Here is a 25,157-nt window from a genome sequence, read left to right as displayed (position 1 = left end):
GCCGACAGCGCCTCCTTAAGCCGCATTCTTGCGGAGCTTCTTGGCGGGACAAGAAGCTCCCCGCCGGAGGCTCCCAGCTGATGAGCGGATACGATTTTCATCAGAAGTAAAAGAATAGATACTATGAGGGCCCTATTTGCAACGGCTTGCGATTGGAAGTGCGTCATGGAGCTTGATCGTGTCATGTCGAAGGACGGTCCAAGAAATTGGAACCTAACAAAGGAGAAATCGTCATGCAATACAAATTCAAATTTGGCTTGTTCGGTAAGAAAGTTCAAATGTTCAGCGAACGGCAGATGGGTGTCGTTGTTGAAAAAGAATCGGACGTTGTTTGCGTGTATGGCACTGATGAAGACTATCATATCCTGTGTGCTGTGCCCCTCTGTCATCCGAAATTCTTGAAGGGTGCGGAATACACTGTCGAATTTGATGAAAATGACTGCGCAAAGGTTTGCGTCGGTGATTTGAAAATCGTTATCGATTATGCAAAAAAGAAGTGTGCAAATAACAAGTCTCTCAAATGCTATGGCTCGGATGCCTGGGGACAGGATGTTCAGACCGAGTGGCTTGAAGGCTGAGAGCTGTAAATTCCGGCCTAAAGGAAAAAAGTGAGGCATATCTCCGCATTTCTGTGTGGTATGCCTCACTCTTTTTGTGCCTTTTCTGCCTTACAGCAGATTTGTATACCCCATCAGTGCCAGATCCACTTCCCGGGCGCAGGCGCGGCCCTCGGTGACGGCCCAGACCACCAGGGACTGGCCCCGGCGGCAGTCGCCGGCGGCGAAGATCTTGGGGTTTTCCGTGCGGTAGTTCACGGTTTGGATGCTGCCCCGGTTGTTCCGGGTCAGGCCGAAGGCGTCTGCCACATAGCTTTGGCAGCCTACAAAGCCCGCGGCAATCAGCAGCAATCCGCAGGGCAGTTCTTCCTCGCTGCCCTCTATGGGCACCATGGCGAAGCGCCCGTCCGCCTGCCTGCTCTCCAGTTTTACGGTGACTACGGAGCCGATGCTCCCGTCCTCTCCGGGCCGGATCTCCTTGACGGTGGTCTGGTAAATGCGGGGGTCGCGGCCGAACACCGCAATGGCCTCCTGCTGGCCGTAGTCGGTTTTCAGCACCCGGGGCCACTGGGGCCAGGGATTGTTGGGCAGCCGTTCCTGCGCGGGCCTTCCCATCATCTCCAGCTGGGTTACGCCGGTGCAGCCCTGGCGAATGGCAGTGCCCACGCAGTCGTTGCCGGTGTCGCCGCCGCCCACGATGACAACGGGCTTTCCCTTTGCTGTGATGGCAAAGTCCTCTGTTTTGCCTGCCACTTTTTTTGTGGCGGCGGTCAGGTAGTCCACGGCGAAGTGGACGCCGGGGGTCTCCCGGCCGGGGATGTTCAGATCTCTCGGCGTTTTGGAGCCACAGCAAAGCACCACCGCGTCAAAATCCTTCAGAATCTGTTGGGGATCCACCGTATTGCCCACGTCGGCGTTCACCCGGAATTCCACGCCCTCGGCGGTCATGAGGTCAATTCGGCGGCGGACGATTTTCTTGTCCAGCTTCATGTTGGGAATGCCGTACATCAGAAGCCCGCCGGGGGCGTCCTCCCGCTCGAAAACGGTGACGCTGTGGCCCCGGTGGTTCAGCTGGTCAGCGACTGCCAGACCGGAGGGGCCGGAGCCGATAACGGCCACCCGCTTTCCGCTGCGGACGGCGGGAATCCGAGGCTGAACCCAGCCCTGCCGGAAGCCCTCCTCGATAATGGCCAGTTCGTTGTCGTGGACGGTAACGCTGCTGCCCTGCATACCGCAGGTGCAGGCGGCTTCGCAGAGGGCGGGGCAGACCCGGCCTGTGAATTCCGGGAAATTGCTGGTTTTCAGCAGCCGGTTCAGAGCCTGCCGCCAATTGCCGTTATAGATTTCGTCGTTCCACTCGGGAATCAGATTGTGCAGAGGGCAGCCGGAGAACATGCCGCCGAAGTTTTCGCCGCTCTGGCAGAAGGGCACGCCGCAGTTCATGCACCGGGCGGCCTGAGTTTGCCGCTCTGCCCGTTTCAGAGGCAGCTTGAATTCCTCAAAGTCCCGGATCCGCTCCAGCGGCGGCTTCCAGGTGTTGGCGGCGCGGGTATATTCCAGAAAACCTGTGGTTTTTCCCATGACCCATTACCCCTTTCTTACCGCATAGAAGGCTTCCAGAACGGCCTTCTCGTGGGACATGCCCTTTTCTTCCATCTGACCCGTTGCGGTGATCATCCGCTGGTAATCCCTGGGGATGATCTTCTTGAATTTGGGCAGGAAGTTTTCAAAGTCATCCAGAATTCTGCGTCCCAACGGAGAGTCGGTTTCCAGTACATGCTTCTGGATCATGCTCCGCAACTCTTCCGCGTCGTGATGTTCGGTGACGGCCTCCATGGAGACCATCTGCTTGTTCAGACGCAGATACAGCTCGTGGTTTTCGTCCAGCACATAGGCGATGCCGCCGGACATGCCCGCGGCGAAATTTTTGCCGGTGCTGCCCAGAATGACCACCCGGCCGCCGGTCATGTACTCACAGCCGTGGTCGCCGCAGCCCTCGGCCACGGCACAGGCCCCGGAATTGCGGACACAGAATCGCTCGCCGGCGATGCCGTCAATATAGGCCTCGCCGCCGGTGGCGCCGTAGAGCGCTACGTTGCCGATAATGATGTTTTCCTCCGGGGCGAAGGGGCTGCCCTTGCGGGGACGCACAGTGAGCTTACCGCCGGAGAGACCTTTGCCAAAATAGTCGTTGGCATCGCCCTCCAGAGAGATGGTCAGCCCCTTGGGGATAAAGGCGCCGAAGGACTGTCCACCGCCGCCGACGGCTTCAACGCGGTAGGTGTCGTCCGGAAGTTCTCCGCATTCCTTCGTCAGCACGGAGCCAAGAATGGTACCGAAGGTGCGGTTGACGCTGGAGACCCGTACCTTCTCCGTATGGGGCTTGCGCTTGCGGATATAGGGCCGGAAGGCGGGAAGCAGAACACTGTCATCCAGAGTGGATTCCAGCTTAAAGTCATATTTTTCGGCTTCTTCATAGTGCGCATGGGGCATAGGGGCAAGAATGGCGTCCAGATGGATGGTATCTGCCCGGTGGGTGATCCGATGTTCCCGGGGCTGGAGCAGGTCTGTGCGCCCCACCAGCTCGTCCACGGTGCGGACACCCAGCTTTGCCATGATTTCCTGCAGCTGCTCGGCAATGAACAGCATGAAGTTCATAACGTATTCGGGCTTTCCCTGGAACCGACAGCGCAGGTCGGGGTTCTGGGTGGCAATGCCCACGGGACAGGTGTCCAGATTGCACACCCGCATCATGACGCAGCCCATGGAGACCAGCGGGGCTGTGGCGAAACCGAATTCCTCGGCGCCCAGCATGCAGGCGATGGCTACGTCCCGGCCGCTCATGAGCTTGCCGTCCGTCTCCAGACGGACCCGGCCCCGGAGGCCGTTGCGGATCAGGGTCTGGTGGGCTTCCGCCAGACCCAGTTCCCAGGGCAGACCCGCATTGTGGATGGAACTCTTGGGGGCCGCGCCGGTGCCGCCGTCATAGCCGGAAATCAGGACCACCTGGGCGCCTGCCTTGGCAACGCCCGCCGCAATGGTGCCTACGCCTGCCTCGGATACCAGCTTTACGGAAATGCGGGCGTCCCGGTTGGCGTTCTTCAGATCGTAGATCAGCTGGGCAAGGTCCTCAATGGAATAGATGTCGTGGTGGGGCGGGGGAGAGATCAGGCTGACGCCGGGGGTGGAGTACCGGGTTTTGGCGATCCAGGGGTAGACCTTACTGCCGGGCAGATGACCGCCCTCGCCGGGCTTGGCCCCCTGGGCCATTTTGATCTGGATCTCCTTTGCGGAGCACAGGTAGGCGCTGGTGACGCCGAACCGGGCGGAGGCCACCTGCTTGATGGCGCTGTTGGTATCGGTGCCGTAGCGGCTGGGATCCTCGCCTCCCTCGCCGGAGTTGGATTTGCCGCCCAGGGCGTTCATGGCTTTGGCCATGCAGCAGTGGGCTTCCCAGGAAATGGAGCCGTAGGACATGGCGCCGGTCTTGAATCGCTTGACGATTTCCCGTGCGTCCTCCACTTCTTCCAGCGGGATGCCGCCGTCCTCGGAGAACCTGAAGTCCAGCAGGCCCCGGAGGGTGTGGGGTTTGCGCTCATCGTCCACCAGATCCGTATACTGCCGGAAACGCTCGTAGCTTCCGGATTGGACAGCCTCCCGCAGGGCAATGATGGTTTTCGGATTGTAGAGGTGATCCTCCGCGCCGCTGCCGGAGCGCAGACGGTGGGTGCCTGTGGAATCCAGGGTGGTGTCCACGCCCAAATCCAGGGGATCAAAGGCGTGGTTATGCCGCCACTGGACGCCCTCGGCGATTTCCGCCAGACCGATGCCCTCCACGGGACTGACCGTATTGGCAAAGTAGGCGTCAATGACCTCCTTGCAGATGCCGACTGCCTCAAAAATCTGGGCGGACTGGTAGGATTGCAGGGTGGAAATCCCCATTTTGGAGGCGATTTTTACGATGCCCGCCAGAATGGCCTTGTTGTAGTCCAGGATTGCCTGATGGCAGTCCTTGTCCAACATATTCCGGTCTACCAGCTCTTTGATGCAGTCCTGGGCAAGATAGGGGTTAATGGCCCGGGCACCGTAGCCCAGCAGGGTGGCAAAGTGGTGCACATCCCGGGGCTCGGCACTCTCCAGAATGATGGAGACGGCGGTGCGCTTCTTGGTGCGCACCAGATACTGCTCGATGGCGGAGACGGCCAGCAGGGAGGGAATGGCGATGTGGTATTCGTCTACGCCACGGTCGGAGAGAATGATGACATTGGCTCCGTCCCGGTAGGCCCGGTCTACCTCCACAAACAGCCGGTCAATGGCGCTTTTCAGGGAGGCGTTGGTGTAGTACAGCAGGGAGACCGTGGCGACCCGGAAGCCGGGACGGTCCATGGCCTTGATCTGCATCAGCTCCACGGAGGTGATAATGGGATTCCGGATCTGTAGGACCCGGCAGTTTTCCGCCTTTTCCTGCAAAAGGTTGCCGTCGGAGCCGATGTAAACGGAGGTATCTGTGACGATCTCCTCCCGAAGGGCGTCAATGGGCGGATTTGTGACCTGGGCAAAGAGCTGCTTGAAGTAGTTGAATAGGGGCTGGTGCTTTTCGGACAGCACAGCCAGAGGAATGTCCGTACCCATGGAGGCGGTCTTCTCCGCCCCGGACTTTGCCATGGGCAGAATGGCATCCATCACATCCTCATAGGTATAGCCAAAGGCTTTGTACAGCCGGTCCCGCTGGAGCTGGCTGTAGGCTTCCACCTGCTTGTTGGGGACCGGCAGCTCCTCCAGCCGCACCAGATATTGATCCAGCCATTCGCCGTAGGGCTGCCGCCGGGACAAAGCGTCTTTGCAGTCTTCGTCCGTAATGACCTTCTTCCGCACGGTGTCCACCAGCAGCATTTTGCCGGGCTGCAAGCGGGATTTTTTCAGGACCTTTTCCGGAGGGATATCCAATACGCCTACCTCGGAGGAGAGAATCAGACGGCGGTCATCCGTAATGTAGTATCTGGCGGGCCGCAGACCGTTCCGGTCCAGCACGGCACCCATGATCTCGCCGTCGGAGAAGAAAATGGCGGCGGGTCCGTCCCAGGGCTCCATCATGGTGGAGTAATAGCGGTAGAGGTCCTTCTTTTTCCGGCCCATGCTGTCATCCTTCTGCCAGGGCTCCGGGATGGTGATCATCACGGCCAGAGGCAGCGGGATGCCGTTCATCATGAGAAATTCCAGAGTATTGTCCAGCATGGCGGAGTCCGAGCCGGACCGGGCGATGACAGGCAGCACCTTGCCCATGTCCTCCTCACTGAGACAGGGAGACTCCATGGTCTCCTCACGGGCAAGCATCCGGTCCGCATTGCCCCGGATGGTATTGATCTCACCGTTGTGCAGGATCAGCCGGTTGGGGTGAGCCCGCTCCCAGCTGGGGGTCGTATTGGTGGAGAATCGGGAATGCACCATGGCAATGGCGCTCTGTGTCTGGGGCTGCTGCAGGTCGGGATAGAATTTGCGCAGCTGGTTCACCAGAAACATGCCCTTGTACACGAGCGTCCGGGAGGAGAAGGAGCAGACATAGGTCCCCTCGCTGCTCTGCTCGAAGACCCGGCGGATTACATAGAGCTTCCGGTCAAAGTCCAGACCCCTGGCGGTGTCCTCCGGACGGGAGACAAAGCACTGATAGATGGCAGGCATGGAGTCCAGGGCCCGTTTGCCCAGTACCTCCGGTACCACAGGCACCTGCCGCCATCCGAGGAAAGCGATACCTTCCTTGCCGCAGATGACTTCAAAGAGCTTCTGGGCCTGCCGCCGCTGCAGGGCGTCCTGGGGAAAAAAGAACATGCCCACACCGTAGTCTCCGGGCTGACCCAAAGAAAGTCCCAGAGAGGCAAAGAGTTTGTGGGGGATTTGCAGCAGCACACCTACGCCGTCGCCCACTTCTCCTGTGGCGTCCTTGCCGGCCCGGTGTTCCAGCCGCTCCACAATGGTCAGAGCGTCGTCTACCACGGAATGACTGGCTGCGCCGTCGATATTCACCACGGCACCAATGCCGCAGGCGTCGTGCTCGAAGTTTTCGGAATAAAGGGTTTGATCCATGGAGATTGCCTCCTGATTTGTAGTTTTGACAGTTATTTTCCGCTGTCGCCGTAGTTCGAAAGTACTCTGGCAGAGGGGTCTTTCACATCGCAGCCTGCCCAGGATTTGTTGGGCATCCAGAAGTCCCTGACCATTTCCGCCTGACCGGGATAGTACCGTTCAAAAAGCTCCCGGTAGAGCAGGCTTTCCCTGGTAAAGGGCTGGGCAAAGCTGTAGGCTTTGCGCCGGTGCTCATATTCCGCGTCGGTGTACTGTTCCTCGGCGTAGGCTTTCAGATCGTCAACCATGGAGTGGCCCACGGCGTCGGAGAAGGCGGCCTTCTCCCGCATGAGAATGTCATAAGGAAGGTAGTCCCCCTCAAAGGCGTGCCGCAGCAGGTATTTGCCCTTGCCGTAGTGGTTGCGCTTCATTTCGGGGTCCAGAGCCATGACGTATTCCACAAAATCCAGATCGCCGAAGGGCACCCGGGCTTCCAGAGAGTTGACGCTGATGCAGCGGTCTGCCCGGAGCACGTCGTACATATGCAGCTCCCGGATCCGCTTTTCCGCTTCCTTCTGGAATTCCTCCGCGCTGGGGGCAAAGTCCGTATATTTGTAGCCGAAAAGCTCATCGGAAATCTCTCCTGTGAGCAGCACCCGCAGGTCTGTGTGCTCGTGGATGTATTTGCATACCAGATACATGCCGATGGAGGCCCGGATGGTGGTGATATCGTAGGTGCCCAGCAGCGCCACCACATGGGGCAGGGCTTCCAGCACGTCATCCTTCGTGATAATGACCTCCGTATGGTCGGCGCCCAGATAGTCCGCCACCTGACGGGCATATTTCAGGTCGATGGCGTCGATGTCCATGCCGATGGAGAAGGTCCTGATGGGCTTTTTGCTGACCCGGGCGGCCACGGCACAGACCAGACTGGAATCCAGACCGCCGGAGAGCAGGAAGCCCACGGGGGCGTCGGCATCCAGCCGCTTTTCAATGCCGGTGGTGAGCTTTTCCCGAATGCGGCAGCAGGCGGTTTCCAGATCGTCCGTGCAGTGATAGGCAGGGGTGCTCATATCCCGGTAGCAGACGAATTTGCCGTCCTTGTAGTAATGTCCCGGGGGAAAGGGCATGATCTTTGCGCACAGGCCTACCAGGTTTTTGGGCTCGCTGGCGAAAATGATCTGGCCGTCTTCATCGTAGCCGTAGTACAGCGGCCGGATGCCGATAGGATCCCGGGCAGCCACAAGGGATTTGCCGTCAAAGAGAATCATGGCGAACTCCGCGTCCAAATCCCGGAACATTTCGGTGCCCTTTTGTTCATAAAGGGGCAGCAGAATCTCGCAGTCCGAGTCACTGTGGAAGATATAGCCCTGCTTTTGCAGACGTTCCCGGATAGCCCGGAAGCCGTAAATTTCGCCGTTGCAGACCACGGCGGTGTTTTCCCGGACAAAGGGCTGCATACCCATTTCGGTCAGCCCCATAATAGCCAGCCGGTGAAAGCCCAGGAAGCCCCCGGGGATGGAGATGATCCGGCTCATATCCGGCCCACGGGAGATGGTGCGGTCAAAATAAGGCTTCACAGACTCCGCCGTCAGACGGTGCCCGATGTAACCAATGATGGAACACATGGGGATTCCTTCTTTCTATGCTTTGTATGCCAAAACCGGATTTTGCAATCCGGTTTTGAGCTTTCTCCCACATTGGAGAAAGGTATATGGAATGAAATTGACAATTGACAATTATAAGGGCCCTTTCGGGATGAATTGGAATTGTTTCCAAAGGAAACTCCCACAATTGTCAACTGTCAATTGTCCATTGTCAATTCATTCCCGTGCAAAGTTCGATTTTCAATCGCCCTTATCTCACCCCGAACAGAATCTCACCGTAGGAGGGGTAGGGCCAGCTTTCGGCGGGCATGATGGTTTCCATGGCGTCAACGCTGATGCGCAGCTCCCGCATGTCGTCCAGAATGGTGCTCTTGAAGATGTCGGCCAGGGCGGCGGCATCCGGGGCACTCTTGCTGTCCAGCAGATCCTTCTCCAGCTTGCCCGCGGCCTTGTAGGCGGCGGTGAGCAGGGCACTGAGCTTGCGGCCGATGTTTTCTTCATAGCTGCAGTCCGCACCGGGCAGCACGGTCTTCTTGGCGGAGGCTCTGGCGCAGAGCTTGGCGGTATAGTCGGAGACGGCGGGCAGAATATCCTTCCAGGTCATATCCAGCATGGTCTGGGCCTCAATGTTGACCACCTTGCAGTAGTTCTCCAGCTTGACCTCATGGCGGGCGGTGAGCTCGGCCTCACTGTAAACCTTGTGGGTCTTGAAGAGTTCTATGTTTTTCCTGTCCAGCATGTGGGCCAGAGCGTCGGGAGTGGTCTTCAGATTCAGCAGACCCCGCTTTTCCGCTTCCTTGACCCAGGAGGCATCGTAGCCGTCGCCATTGAAGATAATGCGTTTGTGATCGATAATGGTCTGGCGGATCAGGTCATGCAGAGCACTCTCAAAGTTCTCGGCACCCTCCAGCTTATCGGCAAACTGCCGCAGCTCCTCGGCCACAGTGGTGTTCAGAATGGTGTTGGTGCAGGAGATGGATTCCGCGGAGCCAAGCATCCGGAATTCAAACTTGTTGCCGGTAAAGGCAAAGGGGCTGGTGCGATTCCGGTCTGTGGCATCCCGCTGGAACTTGGGCAGAGTGTGGACGCCAATGCGCAGAACTTCCTTTTCCTTGCCATCGTAGGGGGCGTCCTTTTCGATGGCCTCCAGGATCTCGCTCAGGTCGCTGCCCAGGAACATGGACACGATGGCGGGGGGCGCTTCGTTTGCGCCCAGCCGGTGGTCATTGCCCGCGGAGGCTACGGAGATCCGCAGCAGATCCTGATACTCGTCCACGGCCTTAATGACCGCGCACAGGAACAGCAGGAACTGGGCATTTTCATAGGGAGTCTCGCCGGGCTCCAGAAGATTTACGCCGGTGTCCGTGGAAATGGACCAGTTGTTGTGCTTGCCGCTGCCGTTGACACCGTCAAAGGGCTTTTCGTGAAGCAGGCACACCAGCCCGTGGCGCTGAGCGACCTTGCGCATCATCTCCATGGTCAGCTGGTTGTGGTCCGCGGCGATGTTTGTGGTGGTGAAAATGGGGGCCATTTCGTGCTGGGCCGGGGCGACCTCATTGTGCTCCGTCTTGGCAAGCACGCCCAGCTTCCACAGCTCATCGTTCAGCTCTTTCATAAAGGCGGCAACCCGGGGTTTGATGGCACCGAAATAGTGGTCGTCCAGCTCCTGACCCTTGGGCGCCTTGGCGCCGAACAGGGTCCGGCCGGTGTAAATCAGGTCCTTGCGCTTGTCGAAGGCGCTTTTGTCAATGAGAAAATACTCCTGCTCGGGGCCAACGGTGGTCTTGACGGAGGTTGCGTCTTCATTGCCGAAGAGCTTCAGCACCCGCATGGCCTGCCGGTTGATGGCCTCCATGGAGCGCAGCAGCGCGGTCTTCTGGTCCAGAGCCTCACCGCCGTAGGAACAGAAGACGGTGGGGATACACAGCACGCCGTCTTTGATAAAGGCATAGGACGTAGCATCCCAGGCGGTGTAGCCTCTGGCCTCAAAGGTGGCCCGCAGGCCGCCGGAGGGGAAGGAGGATGCATCCGGCTCGCCCTGGATCAGCTCCTTGCCGGAGAACTCCATAATGACCTTGCCGCTGCCTTTGGGGGAGATGAAACTGTCGTGCTTTTCGGCGGTAACGCCGGTCATGGGCTGGAACCAGTGGGTGAAGTGGGTAGCGCCCTTTTCAATGGCCCAATCCTTCATGGCATTGGCGACCACCGTCGCCACGCCGGGATCCAGATGCTTGCCCTGCTTGATGGTCTTCTGGAGTGCTTTGTAGGTTTCTTTCGGCAGACGTGCCTCCATGGTGGCATCGTCAAAAACCATAGAAGAAAAGATTTCCGTTACCATGTTGTTATCCCCTTTTCTGTAATATACCAATAAAAAAGGCGGCAAGGGCGGCTATGGCCAAGGCCATAGCGACACCCTTGTCGCCTTTTCGGAGCCCGGTGTACACCGGTTTCCCTTGTCTGTATGGACGCATCATACACCCCAAAATGCAATTTGTCAATAAGCTAATTGCATTTTGGCGGTTCGCCCAATGGACGCTTTCCCGGAATCCCGGTTTCATGGCAATTTCCACATATCAAGGACAGCTGTCCGTAAATGCCTGATTTTTGTGGAGATTGCCCTCGAAAAAACGTTGACAGAGCAGCCCGCAGCGAGTATAATTCAGCTGAGTAGACAAGGATGTTTGCTGAGACTGGGCGTGCGCCCCCGTCCGGTGAGCGTCCTTTTTTCATTTTTTTGACGGAAAGGATCTTTTATGCTGTACACGGAAGAAGATGTAATTTCCTATGTGGAGCAGGAGGATGTGAAATTCATCCGCCTGGCTTTCTGCGACGTCGCCGGCAAACAGAAAAATATCGCCATCATGCCCCAGGAGTTAAGACGCGCTTTCTCCCAGGGCATTTCTTTTGATGCCTCCGCGGTCACGGGCTTTGGCGGAGTGGAGGAATCGGATCTGTTTCTCTTCCCCATTCCCTCCACGCTGACGGATCTGCCCTGGCGGCCCAGCCGGGGCAAAGTGGTGCGGATGTTCTGCCATATTTGCTACCCTGACGGGCAGCCCTTCCCCATGGACTGCCGGCTGCTGCTGGAAAACGCGGTGCGGGAGGCAAAGCAGGCGGGGCTGACCGTGCAGATCGGCGCGGAGTTTGAATTCTACCTGTTCAAGACGGATGCGGACGGCAATCCCACGTCCCAGCCCTTTGATCACGCTACCTATATGGATGTGGCCCCGGAGGACAAAGGCGAAAATGTCCGCCGGGAAATCGTGCTTACGTTGGAGAGCATGGGCATTTCTCCGGAAAGCTCCCATCATGAGGAGGGCCCCGGGCAGAACGAGATCGATTTTCGCTATTCCGATGCCATGACGGCGGCGGACAACGCACTGATCTTTACCTCTGTCGTCAGGGCTGTGGCCGTCAGCAACGGCCTGTACGCGGATTTCTCTCCCAAGCCCATTCCGGAGGCGGCTGGCAACGGCCTGCACATCAATATTTCTGTCCGGCATGACAACGGTGAGCATGTGAGTCAGTATTTCATGGCGGGCATTCTGGCCCACGTCCGGGAAATGACCGCATACCTAAATCCCACGGATGCCTCCTATCGCCGCCTGGGCGAACGAAAGGCACCCCGATTCGTCACCTGGTCCCCGGGAAACCGCTCCCAGCTCATCCGCATTCCGGCGGCCCAGGGAGAATACAAGCGCATGGAGCTGCGGTCTCCGGATCCCATGGTGAATCCGCATCTGGCCTACGCATTGGTCATTTACGCGGGTCTGGACGGAGTGAAACGGAAGCTGCTGCCGCCGGAGCCGCTGAACGTGAATTTTTATACGGCGGACCGCAGCGTCACGGCGGGGCTGGAGACACTGCCCGGCAGCCTGAAGGAGGCAAAGGATATCGCCTCCGAAAGCGAATTCATCCGCAGTGTGCTGCCGGAGGGGTTCTGGAAATAAGAAATTCAGAAAGGAGCGTAAAGGAATGCCATCCGGAAAGAATATCTATAAGGTCCTTGTAGCAGGGGCCAATGACAAGACCTTTGCGCTTCTGCAGACTCTGCTGCCCGGCAGCAGCTATGAGCCGCCCATGCGGGCGGGCTCTGCCGGAGAGGCCAAGCGCATGGTCATGGACTGCACCGTGGATATTGCCATTTTGAACGCCCCCATGCGGGATGAATTCGGCAGCCAACTGGCGGTGGACCTGGCCCGGGACGATGTGGGGGTGGTACTGCTGGTGCCTGGGGAATCCTATGACCAGGTATGCTTTCAGGTGGAGGACGAGGGCGTGCTGACCCTGAGCAAGCCTCTGACCCAACAGACCCTGCAAAGCGCCATCCGCCTGGCCACGGCGCTGCGGGGGAAGCTCCTGCGGATGGATCAGAAAAGCAGGGCCCTGCAGGAAAAAATGGCCGATATCCGCACAGTCAACCGGGCCAAGTGGCTGCTGATCGAGCAGCTGCGCATGACGGAAAGTGAAGCCCACTACTATATCGAACGTCAGGCAATGGACATGCGCCTGTCCCGCAGAGAGGTGGCGGAGAACATTATCCGGTCGTATGACCAATGACTGAATCTTTATTAAATTGACAATTGACAATTGCGGTGTCCCTTCGGGACGAATAGAAATAATTTTATGATTTGTTTCCGGAGGAAACTCCTTAATTGTCAACTGTCAATTGTCAACTGTCAATTCGTATTTCAACCGGCATCAATATACCAACAGACTATCCAGAAGCGGAGGATCTCATATGAAAGAAACCAAGTATATTTTTGTGACCGGCGGCGTTGTTTCCGGCCTTGGCAAGGGCATTACGGCGGCCTCTTTGGGACGCCTTCTGAAGGCCCGGGGGCTGAAGGTGGCGGCCCAGAAGCTGGATCCCTATATCAATGTGGATCCGGGCACCATGAGTCCCTATCAGCACGGCGAGGTCTACGTTACCGAGGACGGCGCGGAGACGGACCTGGACCTGGGCCATTATGAGCGCTTTATTGATGAAAACCTGAACAAGTATTCCAATCTGACCACCGGCAAGGTGTACTGGAACGTACTGAACAAGGAGCGTCAGGGCGAGTATCTGGGCTCTACCGTGCAGGTCATTCCCCATATCACCAACGAGATCAAGGAATTCGTTTACCGGGTGGGCAAGCAAACCGATGCTGACGTGGTTATTACGGAGATCGGCGGCACCATCGGCGATATCGAGTCCCAGCCCTTTGTGGAGGCCGTGCGGCAGATCTCTCTGGAGGCGGGCCCCACCAACAGCCTGTTCATCCATGTGACATTGGTGCCTTTCCTGCGTGGTTCCGATGAGCATAAGAGCAAACCGACCCAGCACTCCGTCAAGGAACTGCAAGGTCTGGGTGTAAAGCCGGATATCATTGTTCTGCGCTGCGATGAGCCCCTGGAGGACAGCATCTTCCGCAAGATTGCCATGTTCTGCAACGTGAAGCCGGACTGCGTCATTGAGAATATCACCCTGCCCAGCCTGTATGAGGCCCCCATTATGCTGGAAAAGCAGAACTTTTCCTCCATCGTCTGCCGGGAGCTGAACATCGATGCTCCGGACATTGATCTGTCCGACTGGTACCGGATGCTGCAAAAGATCGATACCCGGGATAAGAACGTGACCATCGGTCTTGTGGGCAAGTATGTCCAGCTTCACGATGCCTATCTGTCCGTGGCCGAGGCATTGCGCCATGCGGGCTTTGATCTGGGAGCCAATGTGGATATCCGGTGGATCGATTCCGAGACCATTACCCGGGAGAACGTAAAAGAGGTGCTGAGGGACTGCGCCGGCATCATCGTGCCCGGCGGCTTCGGTTCCCGGGGCATCGATGGCATGATCACTGCGGCGGACTACTGCCGGGAGAACCATGTGCCCTATTTCGGCATCTGCCTGGGTATGCAGATATCCGTCATCGCCTTTGCGCGGTCTGTGGCGGGCATGGCGGACGCCAACTCCGGTGAATTTGACCCGGAGAGCACTCATAAGGTCATTGACTTCCTGCCGGACCAGAATGATTCCGTCGCCAAGGGCGGTACCCTGCGGCTGGGCGCTTACCCCTGTCAGGTCGTCCCCGGCACGAAGATGTTTGAGGCTTACGGCGCGGCCCACATCTATGAGCGCCACCGCCACCGCTATGAATTCAACAACGACTTCCGCCAGACCCTGGTGGATGCCGGCCTGACCATCAGCGGCACCTCACCGGACGGTTACATCGTGGAAACCGTGGAGCTGCGGGACAGCCCCTTCTATGTGGGCGTCCAGTTCCACCCCGAGTTCAAGAGCCGCCCCAATAAGCCCCATCCTCTGTTCGTGTCCTTTGTGAAAGCAAGCCTGGAGCGTTCCGAGAACAGCTGATAAACCAAAATTATCCCCCGGTTGCAAAACCGGGGGGATTTTGGTAGAATGGTGGAAATAATCCGTGGGGAGGAGAGTCATGAAAAGAAAGCATGTGCTGTGGAAGCTGTTTGTTTCCACGCTGTATCTCAGCGCCTTCACCTTTGGCGGAGGCTATGTGATTGTAACGCTCATGAAGGAAAAATTTGTAGATGAACTGCACTGGATTGAGGAGGACGAGATGCTGGACCTGATCGCCATTGCCCAGTCCGCGCCCGGGGCCATTGCGGTGAACGGCGCGATTGTTGTGGGCTATAAGCTGGCGGGCCTGTCGGGGGCACTGGTGGCTATTGCGGCGACGACCCTTCCGCCTTTTGTCATCATTTCGGCCATTTCCTTTTTTTATGCGCTTTTCCGGGATAACTTTGTTGTCAGCCGGCTTCTTGCCGGAATGCAGGCGGGGGTGGCGGCAGTCATTGCCTCCGTGGTCTGGGACATGGGCGGGAAGGTCGTAAAGCAGAAGAGCGTTCTCTCCGTGGGCATCATGCTGGCGGCGTTTATGGCCGTGTGCGTGTACCGGGTGAATGTGGTGACCGTGATTCTGACCTGTATCGGTCTGGGAATCCTGCGGGCACTGCTGGCAGGGAGGAAGAAAGCATGATCTATTGGCAGTTGTTCCTGAGCTTTTTGCAGATCGGAGCCCTGAGCTTCGGCGGCGGCTATGCCGCCATGCCGCTGATCGAGGCCCAGATTGTAACATCCCATGGCTGGCTGACCACAACAGAATTCGCGGACCTGGTCACCATTGCGGAAATGACTCCCGGGCCCATAGCCGTAAACGCGGCGACGTTTGTGGGCACCAAAATCGGCGGGATCCTCGGCGCGTTGGCGGCGACGGCGGGGTGCATTCTCCCGGCCTGCGTTCTGGTGACGCTGATCGCCGGACTGTATCTGAAATACCGGGATCTCTCCGTGCTCCAGAGCGTTTTGGGGACTCTGCGTCCGGCGGTGGTGGCGATGATTGCCTCGGCGGGCGTGTCTATCCTGCTGAACGCTTTCTGGGGCGGCGGGACCATTGCTTTGAAAGAAACGAACGTGATAATGGTCGGGATCTTTGTGCTGTGCTTTGTGCTGCTGCGCCGGACAAAATGGAGTCCCATTGCCGTTATGGTGCTGGCAGGGGTGCTGAATCTGGCGATTTCCATGTTCCCGTAAAAGGAGGGCCTTATGCTCTATGAAAATATGGTCCCCGGAGTCTTTCGGGACCGGCCAAACCGGTTTATTGCCCATGTGGAGATCTGCGGCGTTTCGGAGACTGTCCATGTGAAAAATACGGGGCGGTGCCGGGAGCTGCTGGTACCCGGGGCGAGGGTCTGGTGCCAGCGCTTTGACGCATCGACCCGGAAAACAAAGTACGACCTGATCTGCGTGGAAAAAGGGCAGTACCTTATCAACATGGATTCGCAGGCACCCAATAAGGCAGTGGGGGAGTGGCTGTCCGGGGGCGGACTGGGGAAAATCGATGCGCTCCGCCCGGAGACGGTTCACGGAGATTCACGGTTTGATTTTGCGTTCCAAAAGGACGGAAAGCAGTGCTATCTGGAGGTCAAGGGGGTAACACTGGAAGAAAACGGCGTCTGCGCTTTCCCGGACGCGCCGACGGAGCGGGGAGCCAAACACCTGCGGGGACTGCAAAGGGCTGTCTCTGAGGGCTGCGAATGCTATGCGCTGTTTGTGATCCAGATGCGGCCTGTCCGGTACCTTCATCCCAATGACGGCACAGACCCTGCTTTCGGAAAAGCCCTCCGGGAGGCCGCCGCGGCCGGGGTACATGTTCTGGCTGTGGACTGCCTGGTAGAACCAAAAAAAATGACCATCGGCGACCCGGTGCCGGTGGTGCTGTAAAAACGAGACTGTTAAACCGGCGGAGCGCAGCCCTGACGGATGAAGGGCGGTACAGGCTTGCGCGAGAAATGGGCAAGCCTGTACCGCCCTTTACAAAAGTTCCTGCTTCACAGCAGCCCCAGGCTCTGCTTCCAGGTGAGGATTTTATACACGGCGTCCTCCACGGCCTGCTCGGAGAGACGTCCATTGTGCACCGCCTCCAGGACGGCGGGAATCTGGGTGTCGAAATCCGTGCTGCACAGCATGGTAGCCCCTGCCTGCAAGGCCAGCACGGCGGCCTCTTCCGGGGTATAGTCCTCCAGAGCGCCCATGGACAGATCATCCGTCAGGATCACCCCGGAGAACCCCATGCTCTGCCGCAGATAGGCCATGACCGCCGGGGAGAGGGAAGCGGGCCGCTCGCCATCCAGAGCGGTGACGATGTTGTGGCTGACGAGGATGGCGCCAAGACCGCTGCCGATGCCCGCCTGAAAGGGGATCAGATCCCGGTTTTCCAGCACTTCCAGACTTCGGTCATCCACCGCGGAGCCTGTATGGGTGTCGGCATTGTCGCCGTAGCCCGGAAAGTGTTTCATAACACCCCCAACGCCGTTTTCTGCCATCCGTTCCAGAGCGCCTGTCACGAATTCCGCGGTGGCCTGCGGGTCTTCTCCCAAGGAACGGGCGTACATAAAGGCACCGGGGGCCTGACTGATATCACAGACCGGGGCCAGATTCACGTTCAGTCCCAGACTATTCAGCAAATACGCTTTGTCCCACTCCACGCTCAGAGCCACAGCCATGCCGCCCATGGCGTAGGCTTCCCGGGGGGAGGGGTATTTTTCTGCCCGGAAAGCGGGGTGACTGCTGACCCGGCAGACTGTGCCGCCCTCTTCGTCTACAGCCATAAGCATGGGAATGTTTGCGGCGGACTGGTAGCTTTCCAGCTGGGCGCGGAGACCGTCCGGTGTCTGGTCGTCAAAATCCCGGCCGAACAGCACATAGCCGCCGGGATGATAGGCGGTGATGTCCTCCACTCCGGTTTCCTTCCGGCATCGGACCAGAAAGAGCTGCCCTACCTTTTCTTCCAAAGTCATACCGTTCAGGATCGTCCGCAGGGGATCTTCCGGGGCGGTCGTTTCTGTTGGGACGGTCTGGACGGTTGTTTCCGGGGAAATCACGTTCGTCGAAGCGGCGGGAACGGACTCCGGTTCCCGTGCGCAGCCTGCCAGCAGCATGGCCGCAGCGGCAAGAATCAATATCTTTTTCATACTTGCTCCAATCTTGGCCGGAAGGAGCGGCAATAGTTGAAAATGAACACCAGAGCGCACAGCACCCAGGTTATGGGATAGCAGATGCAGAGCGTCAGAAGCGTATGGTATCTCTTCACCACCGTCATGATCCAGGCAACCCGCACCACACAGACGCTGAGGCAGATGATGACCGTGGGCCGCAGGGAGTCCCCCATGCCCCGCATGGTACCGGCAAAGATCTCTACCGGCATAAAGGCGGCAGCAAAAGGAACGATCACGGAAATGATATAAGCGCCGTCCTCAATCACCGCCCCGTCCGTGGTGTAAATCCCCAGAATGAACCGGCGGAACAGGACCATCAGCAGGCTGATGAAACCAACCGTGCCAATGCTCATGCCAAGACAAACCCGGACACTCTGCCGCACCCGGTCATATTTGTGGGCGCCGTAGTTCTGGCCTACAAATGTGGTGATGGACACGCCGAAGGCGCCGGAGACCATCCAGGTCAGGGCGTCCGTTTTGGTGTAGGCGGTCCAGGCGGCCATAACCGTGGAGCCGAAGGAGTTGATGCCGGACTGAATCAGCGTATTGGACAGATCGAACATCACCAGCTGCAGCCCCGCAGGCACACCGATGGCGAGAATCCTGCCCAGCAGCTTCGGCTGGATGTGCAGCCGGGACAGTTGCAGGGGAGTTTCTTTCTCCCGCAGCAGGACAATCAGCAGCATGGCGGCGCTGACGATCTGGGAAATCACCGTAGCCAGCGCCGCTCCGGCCACACCCATTTTCAGGCCCACCACCAGCACCAGATCCATGACGATATTCACAAGGCAGGCGACGATCAGAGAGATCACCGGCCGCTGGGAGTCTCCCATGGCCCGCAGAATGCCGGCCTCCATATTGTAAAGCATGGAGGCCAGAGCGCCGGCAAAATAGACGCGCACATACTGAGAGGCCAGCCCCAGACATTCATCCGGGGTCTTCATCCACCGCAGGGCTACAGGCCCAATGCCGACGCCCAGGACCGTAACGCCCAGACCCAATACCAGAGACAGGGCCACGCCCGTGTGCAGGGTGTCCCGGACGCCCTGCCTGTTTCCGGCCCCGTAAAACTGAGCCAGAATGACCGTTGCTCCGGAGCCGAGACCTGTGAAAAAGCCGTTGAAAATATTTACCAGTGGACCTGTGGTTCCCACCGCCGCAAGAGCTTCCGTGCTGACGAATCGCCCTACGATAATGGTGTCCACCGTGTTATACATCTGCTGGAAAAAAGTCCCCAGCAGAATGGGAAAGAAGAAGACGAGGATCTGCTTCCAGATGATCCCTTCCGTAATTTGTTTTGCGGCTGTTTTTTGTGCCATAGTATAGCCTCCTGAAGGTTCTACCCGGGATTGTAGCACAGGAGAATTCGATTGTCTATGACATTTTTCTGCCATAGGTCCCCTTTGGAGGAATGCGAGAAAAAGCCCCGGATCCTTGGGCATAGAGCCGGAGGATCCGGGGACGGCTGGGTATGCTTTATTCCTGATCGTACCGCTTGTAGATGTACACAGCACCGCCGATGGCACCGCCGGCCAGAACAACCAGCAGAATAGGCACAACGATGGGAATCCTGTGCTTCCTGGTGGGCTGCTTGATCTGCTCAGTGGTCTCCGGAACGGTCTCGGTGGTCGGCACCGTAGTCTCCTCAGTAGGCACGGTAGTCGGTTCCGTTGTGGGGGCTGTGGTCTCGGCGACCTTGCGGCGGAAGGTGGCCTCGATGGTGTGGTTCGCCTTGACATCCGTGAAGGTATATACGCCTACGGAACCGATGCTCTTGCCGTCTACCTTCACATCCTCTACTTCGTATTCCTTGTCTGCGACAATGGTGAAGCTGGCGCTCTTGCCGGACTGGACGGATATCTTGCCGGACTGGGTGATGGTTCCGCCGATACCGGCCGTGGCGGTGATGGCGTAGCCGTTGCCGGCAGTGTTGCCGGAATTGTTCGTGTTGCCGCCGGCGGTGGGCTTGGTGGTGGAGGAACCGGTCTTCTCAATCACCAGCTTGGCCGTGTTGCTGACGGCGGCGGTGTAGTTGCCGCCTGCGGGGATGGAGGCGCGGACATAATAAGTGCCTGCCGCGGAGGGAGGCGTTCTGGTCTCGCCCTGCGTGCATTGGCCATCTGTATAATAGGTATAGGTGACGCTGCCCTTGAAGCTCTCACCGTTGACGCCGGTCACTTTGGCTCCACCCATTGGGTGGGTGTTTCCGTCATGCTTAACGGTCTGGTCTGCCAGGGCGATGGTCGGCTTGGCGGGGTTGATTTTGATGGTAACGGAGCCGACCACCGTGTCGTAACCCTCCTGGGTCACCCGGTAGCCGATCTGGTAGGTGCCCGCATTGGTGTAGGTGGGGACGGAACCCTGAATGTAATCGCCGGAGGTGCCCTCCCGATAGCGGATGGTGGCGCCCTCGGGAACGGTGACCGTCAGGCTCATGCTCTTGCCGTCATAGGTCTTTTCACCGCCCACGACACGAATCGAGCCGTCCGCGAAGCCGCTGCTCAGGGTGATGGCGAGAGGCTTGCTGACGGGAGAGGCTTCCGTCTGGTCTCCGCCGGTGTAGTAGGCGTAGAAGTAGTAGGTTTTGCCGGACTTCAGATTCAGGAAGATGTTGGTGTCCACCCAATTGGTGTCCGGCTTCTGGTCCGTCAGACCGTAGGCATACATCACCTGGCCGATGCCGCCGGTGGGCTTCTTCAGGGTCACGGAGCTGGCCGTCCGGGTGTTGGGCTCCTCCTCCAGAATGGGGGCGTCCTGCTTTGCCTTCGGCGCGGTGGTGGGCGCGGTTGTGGGCGCAGTGGTCGGCGCGGTCGTGGGCGCAGTGGTGGGCGCGGTTGTGGGGGCGTCCGTAGAGGGGGCTGCTGTGGTGCCGCTGGGGGCGGGGTCCGTGGGGGTTGTGCCGCTGCCCTGAGCCAGGGTCATAACGCCGCTTTCACCGGAGGCGATGGGCGTGCCCGTATAGGTCTCGCTGCCGTCGGAGACGGCGTTGGCCTTAGTATCCTGGGGCAGGTACAGGTAGATGCTGCCCGTTTCATCGGTGACGATGCCCTGCACGCCGTAGGTCATGTCAGGAGACAGGGCCAGAGCCGTGACTGCGGTGCCCTCAACGGCTTTGCCGTCCTTGTCCGTCAGGGTGACGACAGTCTGTGCAAGCGGCTTGCCCTCTCCGGTGGGAACACAGGCCGTGGCGGCGCCGTCATTGCCTGCGCCGCTGCCGCCGTCGGAACCGGCCTTGCCGCCGTCGAGCTTTACGCTGCCGCCGGTAATGCTCAGAACATCCGTGCCGACGGCTCTGCCGCCGTCACCGCCGGGGGCATCTTCCGTGCCGGGCGCGCCGTCACCACCGGTGACCGTCAGAGTGCCGCCGGTGACCGTCAGGCTCTTGGCGCCAATGCCGTCAGAGCCCGCACCGCCGAAGACCGTCAGACTGCCGGGGCCGGAGAGGGTAACGCCCTCCAGACCCTCCAGCGCCGCGTGATCCCTGGCCGTCATGGTGTTAACGCCGATCAGGGTCAGCTTCAGACCGCCCTCGGCGGTCAAAGCGCTTTTGCCCTCCGTGGCTTCGATGCGCACATCCTGCAGCACGACCTGGGCCTCACCCTGGATGCGCAGGGTATCTGTGGAAACTTTTACGCCCTCAGCCATGGTGACGGTGACGGGCTTGGTGCCGGTGATGACCACCTCCGCGGCGTCCTTATCATAATAGTAGTCCTCGCCGTCTTTCAAATCTTCGCCGGAGAGCCGCAGCATGCCGCTGTCCAGCCAGGAAGGCTGGGTGATCTGGGCATTGTTCAGATACTCTGTCAGCGCCGCCAGAGCCGTATACTGGGGGGTCGCCTCCAGCTTTTCCTGCGCGTCCTTGGACAGGGCATAGAACCCATCCTCCCACAGCGTGTCAATATGGGCATACAGTGCCTGCTGCTCCGCAGAGGACAGTGCTTTCACAGTCTCCGGCTTCGGCAGCCGGTTGACAGCCTTTACAAAATCCGTATCCGCTTCCGCTCCCACGGGAAGCGCCAGCGCGGCGGCCAGCGCGGCGGTGAGCAGCACGCGGAATCCTTTCCAAACTTTCATAGAGTTCCCTCCTTCTGGGTATTTCTTTAACTATACTATACCATACTCCGGGAAAGGCAACAATAGATAAACTGTGAACAAGGGCGCGTTTTCCGAAAACAGCGCAAATCTTATGGATTTCTTAAAGATTTTCCGGACTGCAGCGGGGCAGACCCGGAAGCGAAACGGGGCGGCGGGGCATTTCACGTTTGCAACTTTTGTATTTTTCTTATCTGAACCTATGATTGCCCTAAAAAAGCGCATATCCATTTTTTCCAGATTATCCCACTGTTTTCAGGAAAATGGTCTATACTCCTGCCAATTTTCGACCTTCTGACGAAAAAACCTTGTCAAGCATTATTTTCTGCGCTTTATCTTTTTGAATCTTTTTTTACGATATTTCACCAACTTTTCCTTCCACAAAGCACAGCATTTCTCCTGGTTTTTTGAGAATTGTGGACAAACTGTGACTACATTGTGAACTATGTGAAAAATTGTTGCGCTTTTTTGTGGACTTTGTCCCTTGATTTCCGGATAAAAGTCGGCGATAATGTTGCCGTAGTAGTGGGAACTTATGTTCCTATACAAAATATTTTATATGTTTCAAGGAGGAGTCCAAATGATTAGCTTTTTGCTCTGCCTGGCAATCCTGATCGCGGGTTACTTCTTCTACGGCAAGGTCGTAGAGAATACCTTCGGACCGGACGACAGAGAGACCCCCGCTGTTCGCATCAATGATGGTGTGGACTATGTGGTTCTGCCTCAGTGGAAGCTGTTCATGATCCAGCTGCTCAACATCGCAGGCCTTGGCCCCATCTTCGGTGCCCTCAGCGGCGCTCTGTGGGGACCCATTGTCTTCCTGTGGATCACCTTCGGTACGATTTTTGCCGGCGGCGTCCACGACTATTTCTCCGGCATGCTGTCCGAGCGTAACGACGGCGTGTCCATCTCCGAGATCTCCGGCATCTATCTGGGCAAGACCATGAAGAACGTTATGCGTGTGTTCTCCGTGGTTCTGCTGGTCATGGTCGGCACCGTGTTCGCAGTCGGCCCTGCCGGTCTGCTGCAGCTGCTGTGTTCCAACGCCCCCGGCATTCTGAGCAGCAAGATGTTCTGGCTGATTCTGATTCTGGTCTATTACTTCATCGCCACCTTCCTGTCCATCGACAAGCTGATTGGCAAGATCTACCCCGTATTCGGCATCTGCCTGATTGTCATGGCTGTGGGCGTTGGCCTGGGTATCTTCACCAAGGGCTATGAGATCCCCGAAATCTGGAACAACTTCACCAATATGCATCCGCAGGGCACCCCCATCTGGAGCTTCATGTTCATTACCGTGGCCTGCGGCGCTATCTCCGGCTTCCATGCCACCCAGAGCCCCCTGATGGCCCGCTGCCTGAAGAGTGAGAAGCAGGGTCACTTCGTGTTCTACGGCGCCATGGTTTCCGAGGGCATCATTGCTCTGATTTGGGCTGCTGCTGGTTGCGCTCTGTACACCGGCGAAGAGTTGCTGGCTCTGGGCGGCGGCGGTTCCACTGCTGTTTACGACGTCTGCAAGAAGACCATGGGCGGCGTTGGCATCGCGCTGGCCATGCTGGGCGTTATCGCCTGCCCCATCACCTCCGGCGATACCGCTTTCCGGTCTGCCCGTCTGGTGCTGGCTGACTGGTTCCATCTGGATCAGAAGGTCTGGAAGAACCGTCTGCTGCTGTGCGTTCCCGTTCTGGGCATCGGCGCGTTCCTGGGCATCGGCAACGCTCTGGGCAAGATCGACTACACCATCATCTGGCGTTACTTCAGCTGGACCAACCAGACTCTGGCTATGATCGTTCTGTGGTGTGCTTCCATGTTCCTGTTCTATGAGAAGAAGAACTACTGGATTACCGCTGTTCCCGCAACCTTCATGACCGCTGTGTCCATCACCTACTTCATGCTGGGCAACGAGTGCCTGGGCCAGTTCCTGAATAAGGACGGCTACAATACCGCTCTGGCTTACCCCGTAGGCATCGTCTTTGCCGCTCTGTTCCTGGGCATCTTCCTGTATTCCATCAAGAAGCGGGACGTCAAGCCTCAGTACGAGACTCTGGGCAAGTAACAAGTCCATAAGGAAGGTGGGGGAGGAGACTTCCCCACCTTTTGGCTTCCCGGCAAGGCCGGAATAATTGACAATGGACAATTGACAGTTGACAATGAAGGTGTTTCCTTCGGAAACGATTCAAAATAAGAACGCAAATCTGTCCCGCTTGTGATGCCATAATTGTCAATTGTTCATTGTCAATTGTCAATTTGTTTGCTCCGCAAACTCCGATTTACCGTATCTATTGAAACGAGGTATTCCATGATCTTCACTCCGAAACAGCTGGGCAAGACCACTTTGGACAAGCCCACACTTTCCGTTGACAAGAAATTCTGTAAGCGCTTTGGCCCCTGCGGCGTGGGGGATGAAGCAGTTTACTTAAACAGCTTCTTCTTTGACCGAGTCTATTATGCCGCACTGAAATCTGTAAAGCGCATTTTCAAGCGGGTTGCCATGAGTAAGGGCGGTTTCTCCGGCAAGGGCGTCTTTGGCGCGATCCCCTATCTGGTGGTGGAGCTGGACGACGGCACAGTGAAGCAGTGCAACTTCAAATACGAGCAGGATGTGGACCTTCTGCTCGCCCATATCTCCAAAATCTGCCCGGACCTGCCCACGCATAGCGTGGAAGCGGAAAAACGGCTGAGGGAAAAACAGGCTGCCATGGAAGCCAAGTTTCTGAAGGAGCTAACACCGAAGGCCCAGAAGGCCCGGGAGGAGCTGGAGGGTGCCAGGGCCTTCCTGACAAGCTACCCGGAGCAGACCGCACAGCTTTCCGTAACCGCCCGGCGCAAGCGCGGTTCTGACCGTACCCGTCCGGCCTATCGTTGGGTCGCCCTGGCGATTATCGTAGGCGGTCTGATTTGCGGAGCATATGGTATTTATGAGCTGATTAACCATGATACCACAGGTCTCTATTTTACACTGTTGGGCCTTGCGGCAGCGTTCCTGTTCTCCGGAACCCAGGTCATTCCTACGGCGAAGAACAATAAAAAGGCCGTTACCGCCGCCTGGCAGGAGAGCATCGCGGAGATGGAAAAGATTCTGCCGGAGGATTTCCCGGTTCCCGCCCGCTATGCCCACCCCATTGTTCTGGAGCGCATGATCCGTGTCCTTCGGGAGGGGCGGGCCCAGAGTGTCAAGGAATCCCTGGCTGTTGTCAAGGAAGATCTGAAAAAGCTCAATGCCGACGTGCAGGTAGAGCAGGAGGAATATGACGAGGTGGTCACCATTAAGCCCATGTTCCTGCTGCAGGAGTATAAATAAGCAAAAATACTGGCGTACCGCAGTGCT

General features: G+C 57.9%; 16 protein-coding genes. 9 read left to right on the top strand and 7 right to left on the bottom strand.

Annotation, left to right across the window (positions count from 1 at the left end; genetic code table 11):
• The first annotated feature begins 233 nt into the window (after positions 1–233).
• Positions 234–578: a hypothetical protein gene (locus KQI10_RS08480; protein WP_216566971.1), complete on the top strand. Its 345-nt coding sequence runs from the start codon at positions 234–236 to the stop codon at positions 576–578.
• A 90-nt stretch (positions 579–668) separates the two neighbouring features.
• On the opposite strand, the gene KQI10_RS08475 is transcribed toward KQI10_RS08480, so the two are convergent.
• The 4 genes from KQI10_RS08475 to KQI10_RS08460 all read right to left on the bottom strand — a co-directional run bounded on the left by KQI10_RS08475 (position 669) and on the right by KQI10_RS08460 (position 10,562).
• A complete protein-coding gene (locus KQI10_RS08475) occupies positions 669–2,138 on the bottom strand; it encodes a glutamate synthase subunit beta (protein WP_216566970.1) in 1,470 nt (489 codons plus the stop codon).
• Positions 2,139–2,144: 6 nt separating this feature from the next.
• Complete coding sequence (gene gltB / locus KQI10_RS08470; protein ID WP_216566969.1) at positions 2,145–6,638, bottom strand: glutamate synthase large subunit; 4,494 nt, start codon at positions 6,636–6,638, stop codon at positions 2,145–2,147.
• A gap of 32 nt (positions 6,639–6,670) precedes the next feature.
• Positions 6,671–8,245, bottom strand: a complete 1,575-nt coding sequence (asnB, locus tag KQI10_RS08465; protein ID WP_216566968.1) for an asparagine synthase B — start codon at positions 8,243–8,245, stop codon at positions 6,671–6,673.
• A 229-nt stretch (positions 8,246–8,474) separates the two neighbouring features.
• Entirely contained in the window at positions 8,475–10,562 is a 2,088-nt protein-coding gene (locus KQI10_RS08460; RefSeq protein ID WP_216566967.1) for a glutamine synthetase III, read from the bottom strand.
• Between the two features lie 415 nt (positions 10,563–10,977).
• Here KQI10_RS08460 and KQI10_RS08455 point away from each other — a divergent pair, with 415 nt between their 5' ends.
• The 6 genes from KQI10_RS08455 (at position 10,978) to sfsA (ending at position 16,463) form a co-directional block, all read left to right on the top strand.
• A complete protein-coding gene (locus tag KQI10_RS08455) occupies positions 10,978–12,174 on the top strand; it encodes a glutamine synthetase family protein (protein ID WP_216566966.1) in 1,197 nt (398 codons plus the stop codon).
• Positions 12,175–12,199: 25 nt separating this feature from the next.
• Positions 12,200–12,784, top strand: a complete 585-nt coding sequence (locus KQI10_RS08450; protein WP_216566965.1) for an ANTAR domain-containing response regulator — start codon at positions 12,200–12,202, stop codon at positions 12,782–12,784.
• A 181-nt stretch (positions 12,785–12,965) separates the two neighbouring features.
• Positions 12,966–14,579 carry a CTP synthase gene (locus tag KQI10_RS08445; protein WP_216566964.1) on the top strand — a complete coding sequence of 538 codons (1,614 nt, stop codon included), beginning with the start codon at positions 12,966–12,968 and terminating at the stop codon, positions 14,577–14,579.
• Positions 14,580–14,658: 79 nt separating this feature from the next.
• Positions 14,659–15,219 carry a chromate transporter gene (locus KQI10_RS08440; protein WP_216566962.1) on the top strand — a complete coding sequence of 187 codons (561 nt, stop codon included), beginning with the start codon at positions 14,659–14,661 and terminating at the stop codon, positions 15,217–15,219.
• On the top strand, positions 15,216–15,773 hold the full coding sequence (locus KQI10_RS08435) for a chromate transporter (protein ID WP_216566961.1): 558 nt from the start codon (positions 15,216–15,218) through the stop codon (positions 15,771–15,773). The genes KQI10_RS08440 and KQI10_RS08435 overlap by 4 nt, the downstream gene beginning before the upstream one ends.
• A gap of 12 nt (positions 15,774–15,785) precedes the next feature.
• Positions 15,786–16,463 carry a DNA/RNA nuclease SfsA gene (gene sfsA, locus KQI10_RS08430; protein ID WP_216566960.1) on the top strand — a complete coding sequence of 226 codons (678 nt, stop codon included), beginning with the start codon at positions 15,786–15,788 and terminating at the stop codon, positions 16,461–16,463.
• A gap of 107 nt (positions 16,464–16,570) precedes the next feature.
• Here sfsA and KQI10_RS08425 read toward each other — a convergent pair whose 3' ends face one another.
• From KQI10_RS08425 to KQI10_RS08415, 3 genes are all read right to left on the bottom strand, one after another.
• Positions 16,571–17,713, bottom strand: coding sequence for a glycoside hydrolase family 3 N-terminal domain-containing protein (locus KQI10_RS08425; RefSeq protein ID WP_216566959.1), 1,143 nt, complete (start codon positions 17,711–17,713; stop codon positions 16,571–16,573).
• Complete coding sequence (locus KQI10_RS08420) at positions 17,710–19,056, bottom strand: MATE family efflux transporter (protein WP_216566958.1); 1,347 nt, start codon at positions 19,054–19,056, stop codon at positions 17,710–17,712. The genes KQI10_RS08425 and KQI10_RS08420 overlap by 4 nt, the downstream gene beginning before the upstream one ends.
• 157 nt (positions 19,057–19,213) lie before the next feature.
• The gene (locus KQI10_RS08415; protein ID WP_216566957.1) at positions 19,214–21,811 is read right to left on the bottom strand and encodes a hypothetical protein; all 2,598 of its coding nucleotides are present in this window, start codon (positions 21,809–21,811) and stop codon (positions 19,214–19,216) included.
• A gap of 598 nt (positions 21,812–22,409) precedes the next feature.
• Between KQI10_RS08415 and KQI10_RS08410 the strand changes: the two genes are divergently transcribed.
• Together KQI10_RS08410 and KQI10_RS08405 are read left to right on the top strand one after the other, a co-directional pair.
• Complete coding sequence (locus KQI10_RS08410; RefSeq protein WP_216566956.1) at positions 22,410–23,885, top strand: carbon starvation protein A; 1,476 nt, start codon at positions 22,410–22,412, stop codon at positions 23,883–23,885.
• Positions 23,886–24,128: 243 nt separating this feature from the next.
• The gene (locus KQI10_RS08405; protein WP_216566954.1) at positions 24,129–25,130 is read left to right on the top strand and encodes an ATPase P; all 1,002 of its coding nucleotides are present in this window, start codon (positions 24,129–24,131) and stop codon (positions 25,128–25,130) included.
• Positions 25,131–25,157: the final 27 nt, after the last annotated feature.

Origin of the sequence: Pseudoflavonifractor sp. MSJ-30 (genome assembly GCF_018918045.1) — a bacterium.
Lineage (GTDB): Bacteria > Bacillota > Clostridia > Oscillospirales > Oscillospiraceae > Faecousia.
This window is presented reverse-complemented; position numbering and strand designations above follow the sequence as displayed.

What these genes read in the sequence shown, in the direction of transcription:
- KQI10_RS08480 (WP_216566971.1), top strand. Translation starts at nt 234, where the DNA reads ATGCAATACAAATTCAAATTTGGCTTGTTCGGTAAGAAAGTTCAAATG.
- KQI10_RS08475 (WP_216566970.1), bottom strand. Translation starts at nt 2,138, where the DNA reads ATGGGAAAAACCACAGGTTTTCTGGAATATACCCGCGCCGCCAACACC.
- gltB (WP_216566969.1), bottom strand. Translation starts at nt 6,638, where the DNA reads ATGGATCAAACCCTTTATTCCGAAAACTTCGAGCACGACGCCTGCGGC.
- asnB (WP_216566968.1), bottom strand. Translation starts at nt 8,245, where the DNA reads ATGTGTTCCATCATTGGTTACATCGGGCACCGTCTGACGGCGGAGTCT.
- KQI10_RS08460 (WP_216566967.1), bottom strand. Translation starts at nt 10,562, where the DNA reads ATGGTAACGGAAATCTTTTCTTCTATGGTTTTTGACGATGCCACCATG.
- KQI10_RS08455 (WP_216566966.1), top strand. Translation starts at nt 10,978, where the DNA reads ATGCTGTACACGGAAGAAGATGTAATTTCCTATGTGGAGCAGGAGGAT.
- KQI10_RS08450 (WP_216566965.1), top strand. Translation starts at nt 12,200, where the DNA reads ATGCCATCCGGAAAGAATATCTATAAGGTCCTTGTAGCAGGGGCCAAT.
- KQI10_RS08445 (WP_216566964.1), top strand. Translation starts at nt 12,966, where the DNA reads ATGAAAGAAACCAAGTATATTTTTGTGACCGGCGGCGTTGTTTCCGGC.
- KQI10_RS08440 (WP_216566962.1), top strand. Translation starts at nt 14,659, where the DNA reads ATGAAAAGAAAGCATGTGCTGTGGAAGCTGTTTGTTTCCACGCTGTAT.
- KQI10_RS08435 (WP_216566961.1), top strand. Translation starts at nt 15,216, where the DNA reads ATGATCTATTGGCAGTTGTTCCTGAGCTTTTTGCAGATCGGAGCCCTG.
- sfsA (WP_216566960.1), top strand. Translation starts at nt 15,786, where the DNA reads ATGCTCTATGAAAATATGGTCCCCGGAGTCTTTCGGGACCGGCCAAAC.
- KQI10_RS08425 (WP_216566959.1), bottom strand. Translation starts at nt 17,713, where the DNA reads ATGAAAAAGATATTGATTCTTGCCGCTGCGGCCATGCTGCTGGCAGGC.
- KQI10_RS08420 (WP_216566958.1), bottom strand. Translation starts at nt 19,056, where the DNA reads ATGGCACAAAAAACAGCCGCAAAACAAATTACGGAAGGGATCATCTGG.
- KQI10_RS08415 (WP_216566957.1), bottom strand. Translation starts at nt 21,811, where the DNA reads ATGAAAGTTTGGAAAGGATTCCGCGTGCTGCTCACCGCCGCGCTGGCC.
- KQI10_RS08410 (WP_216566956.1), top strand. Translation starts at nt 22,410, where the DNA reads ATGATTAGCTTTTTGCTCTGCCTGGCAATCCTGATCGCGGGTTACTTC.
- KQI10_RS08405 (WP_216566954.1), top strand. Translation starts at nt 24,129, where the DNA reads ATGATCTTCACTCCGAAACAGCTGGGCAAGACCACTTTGGACAAGCCC.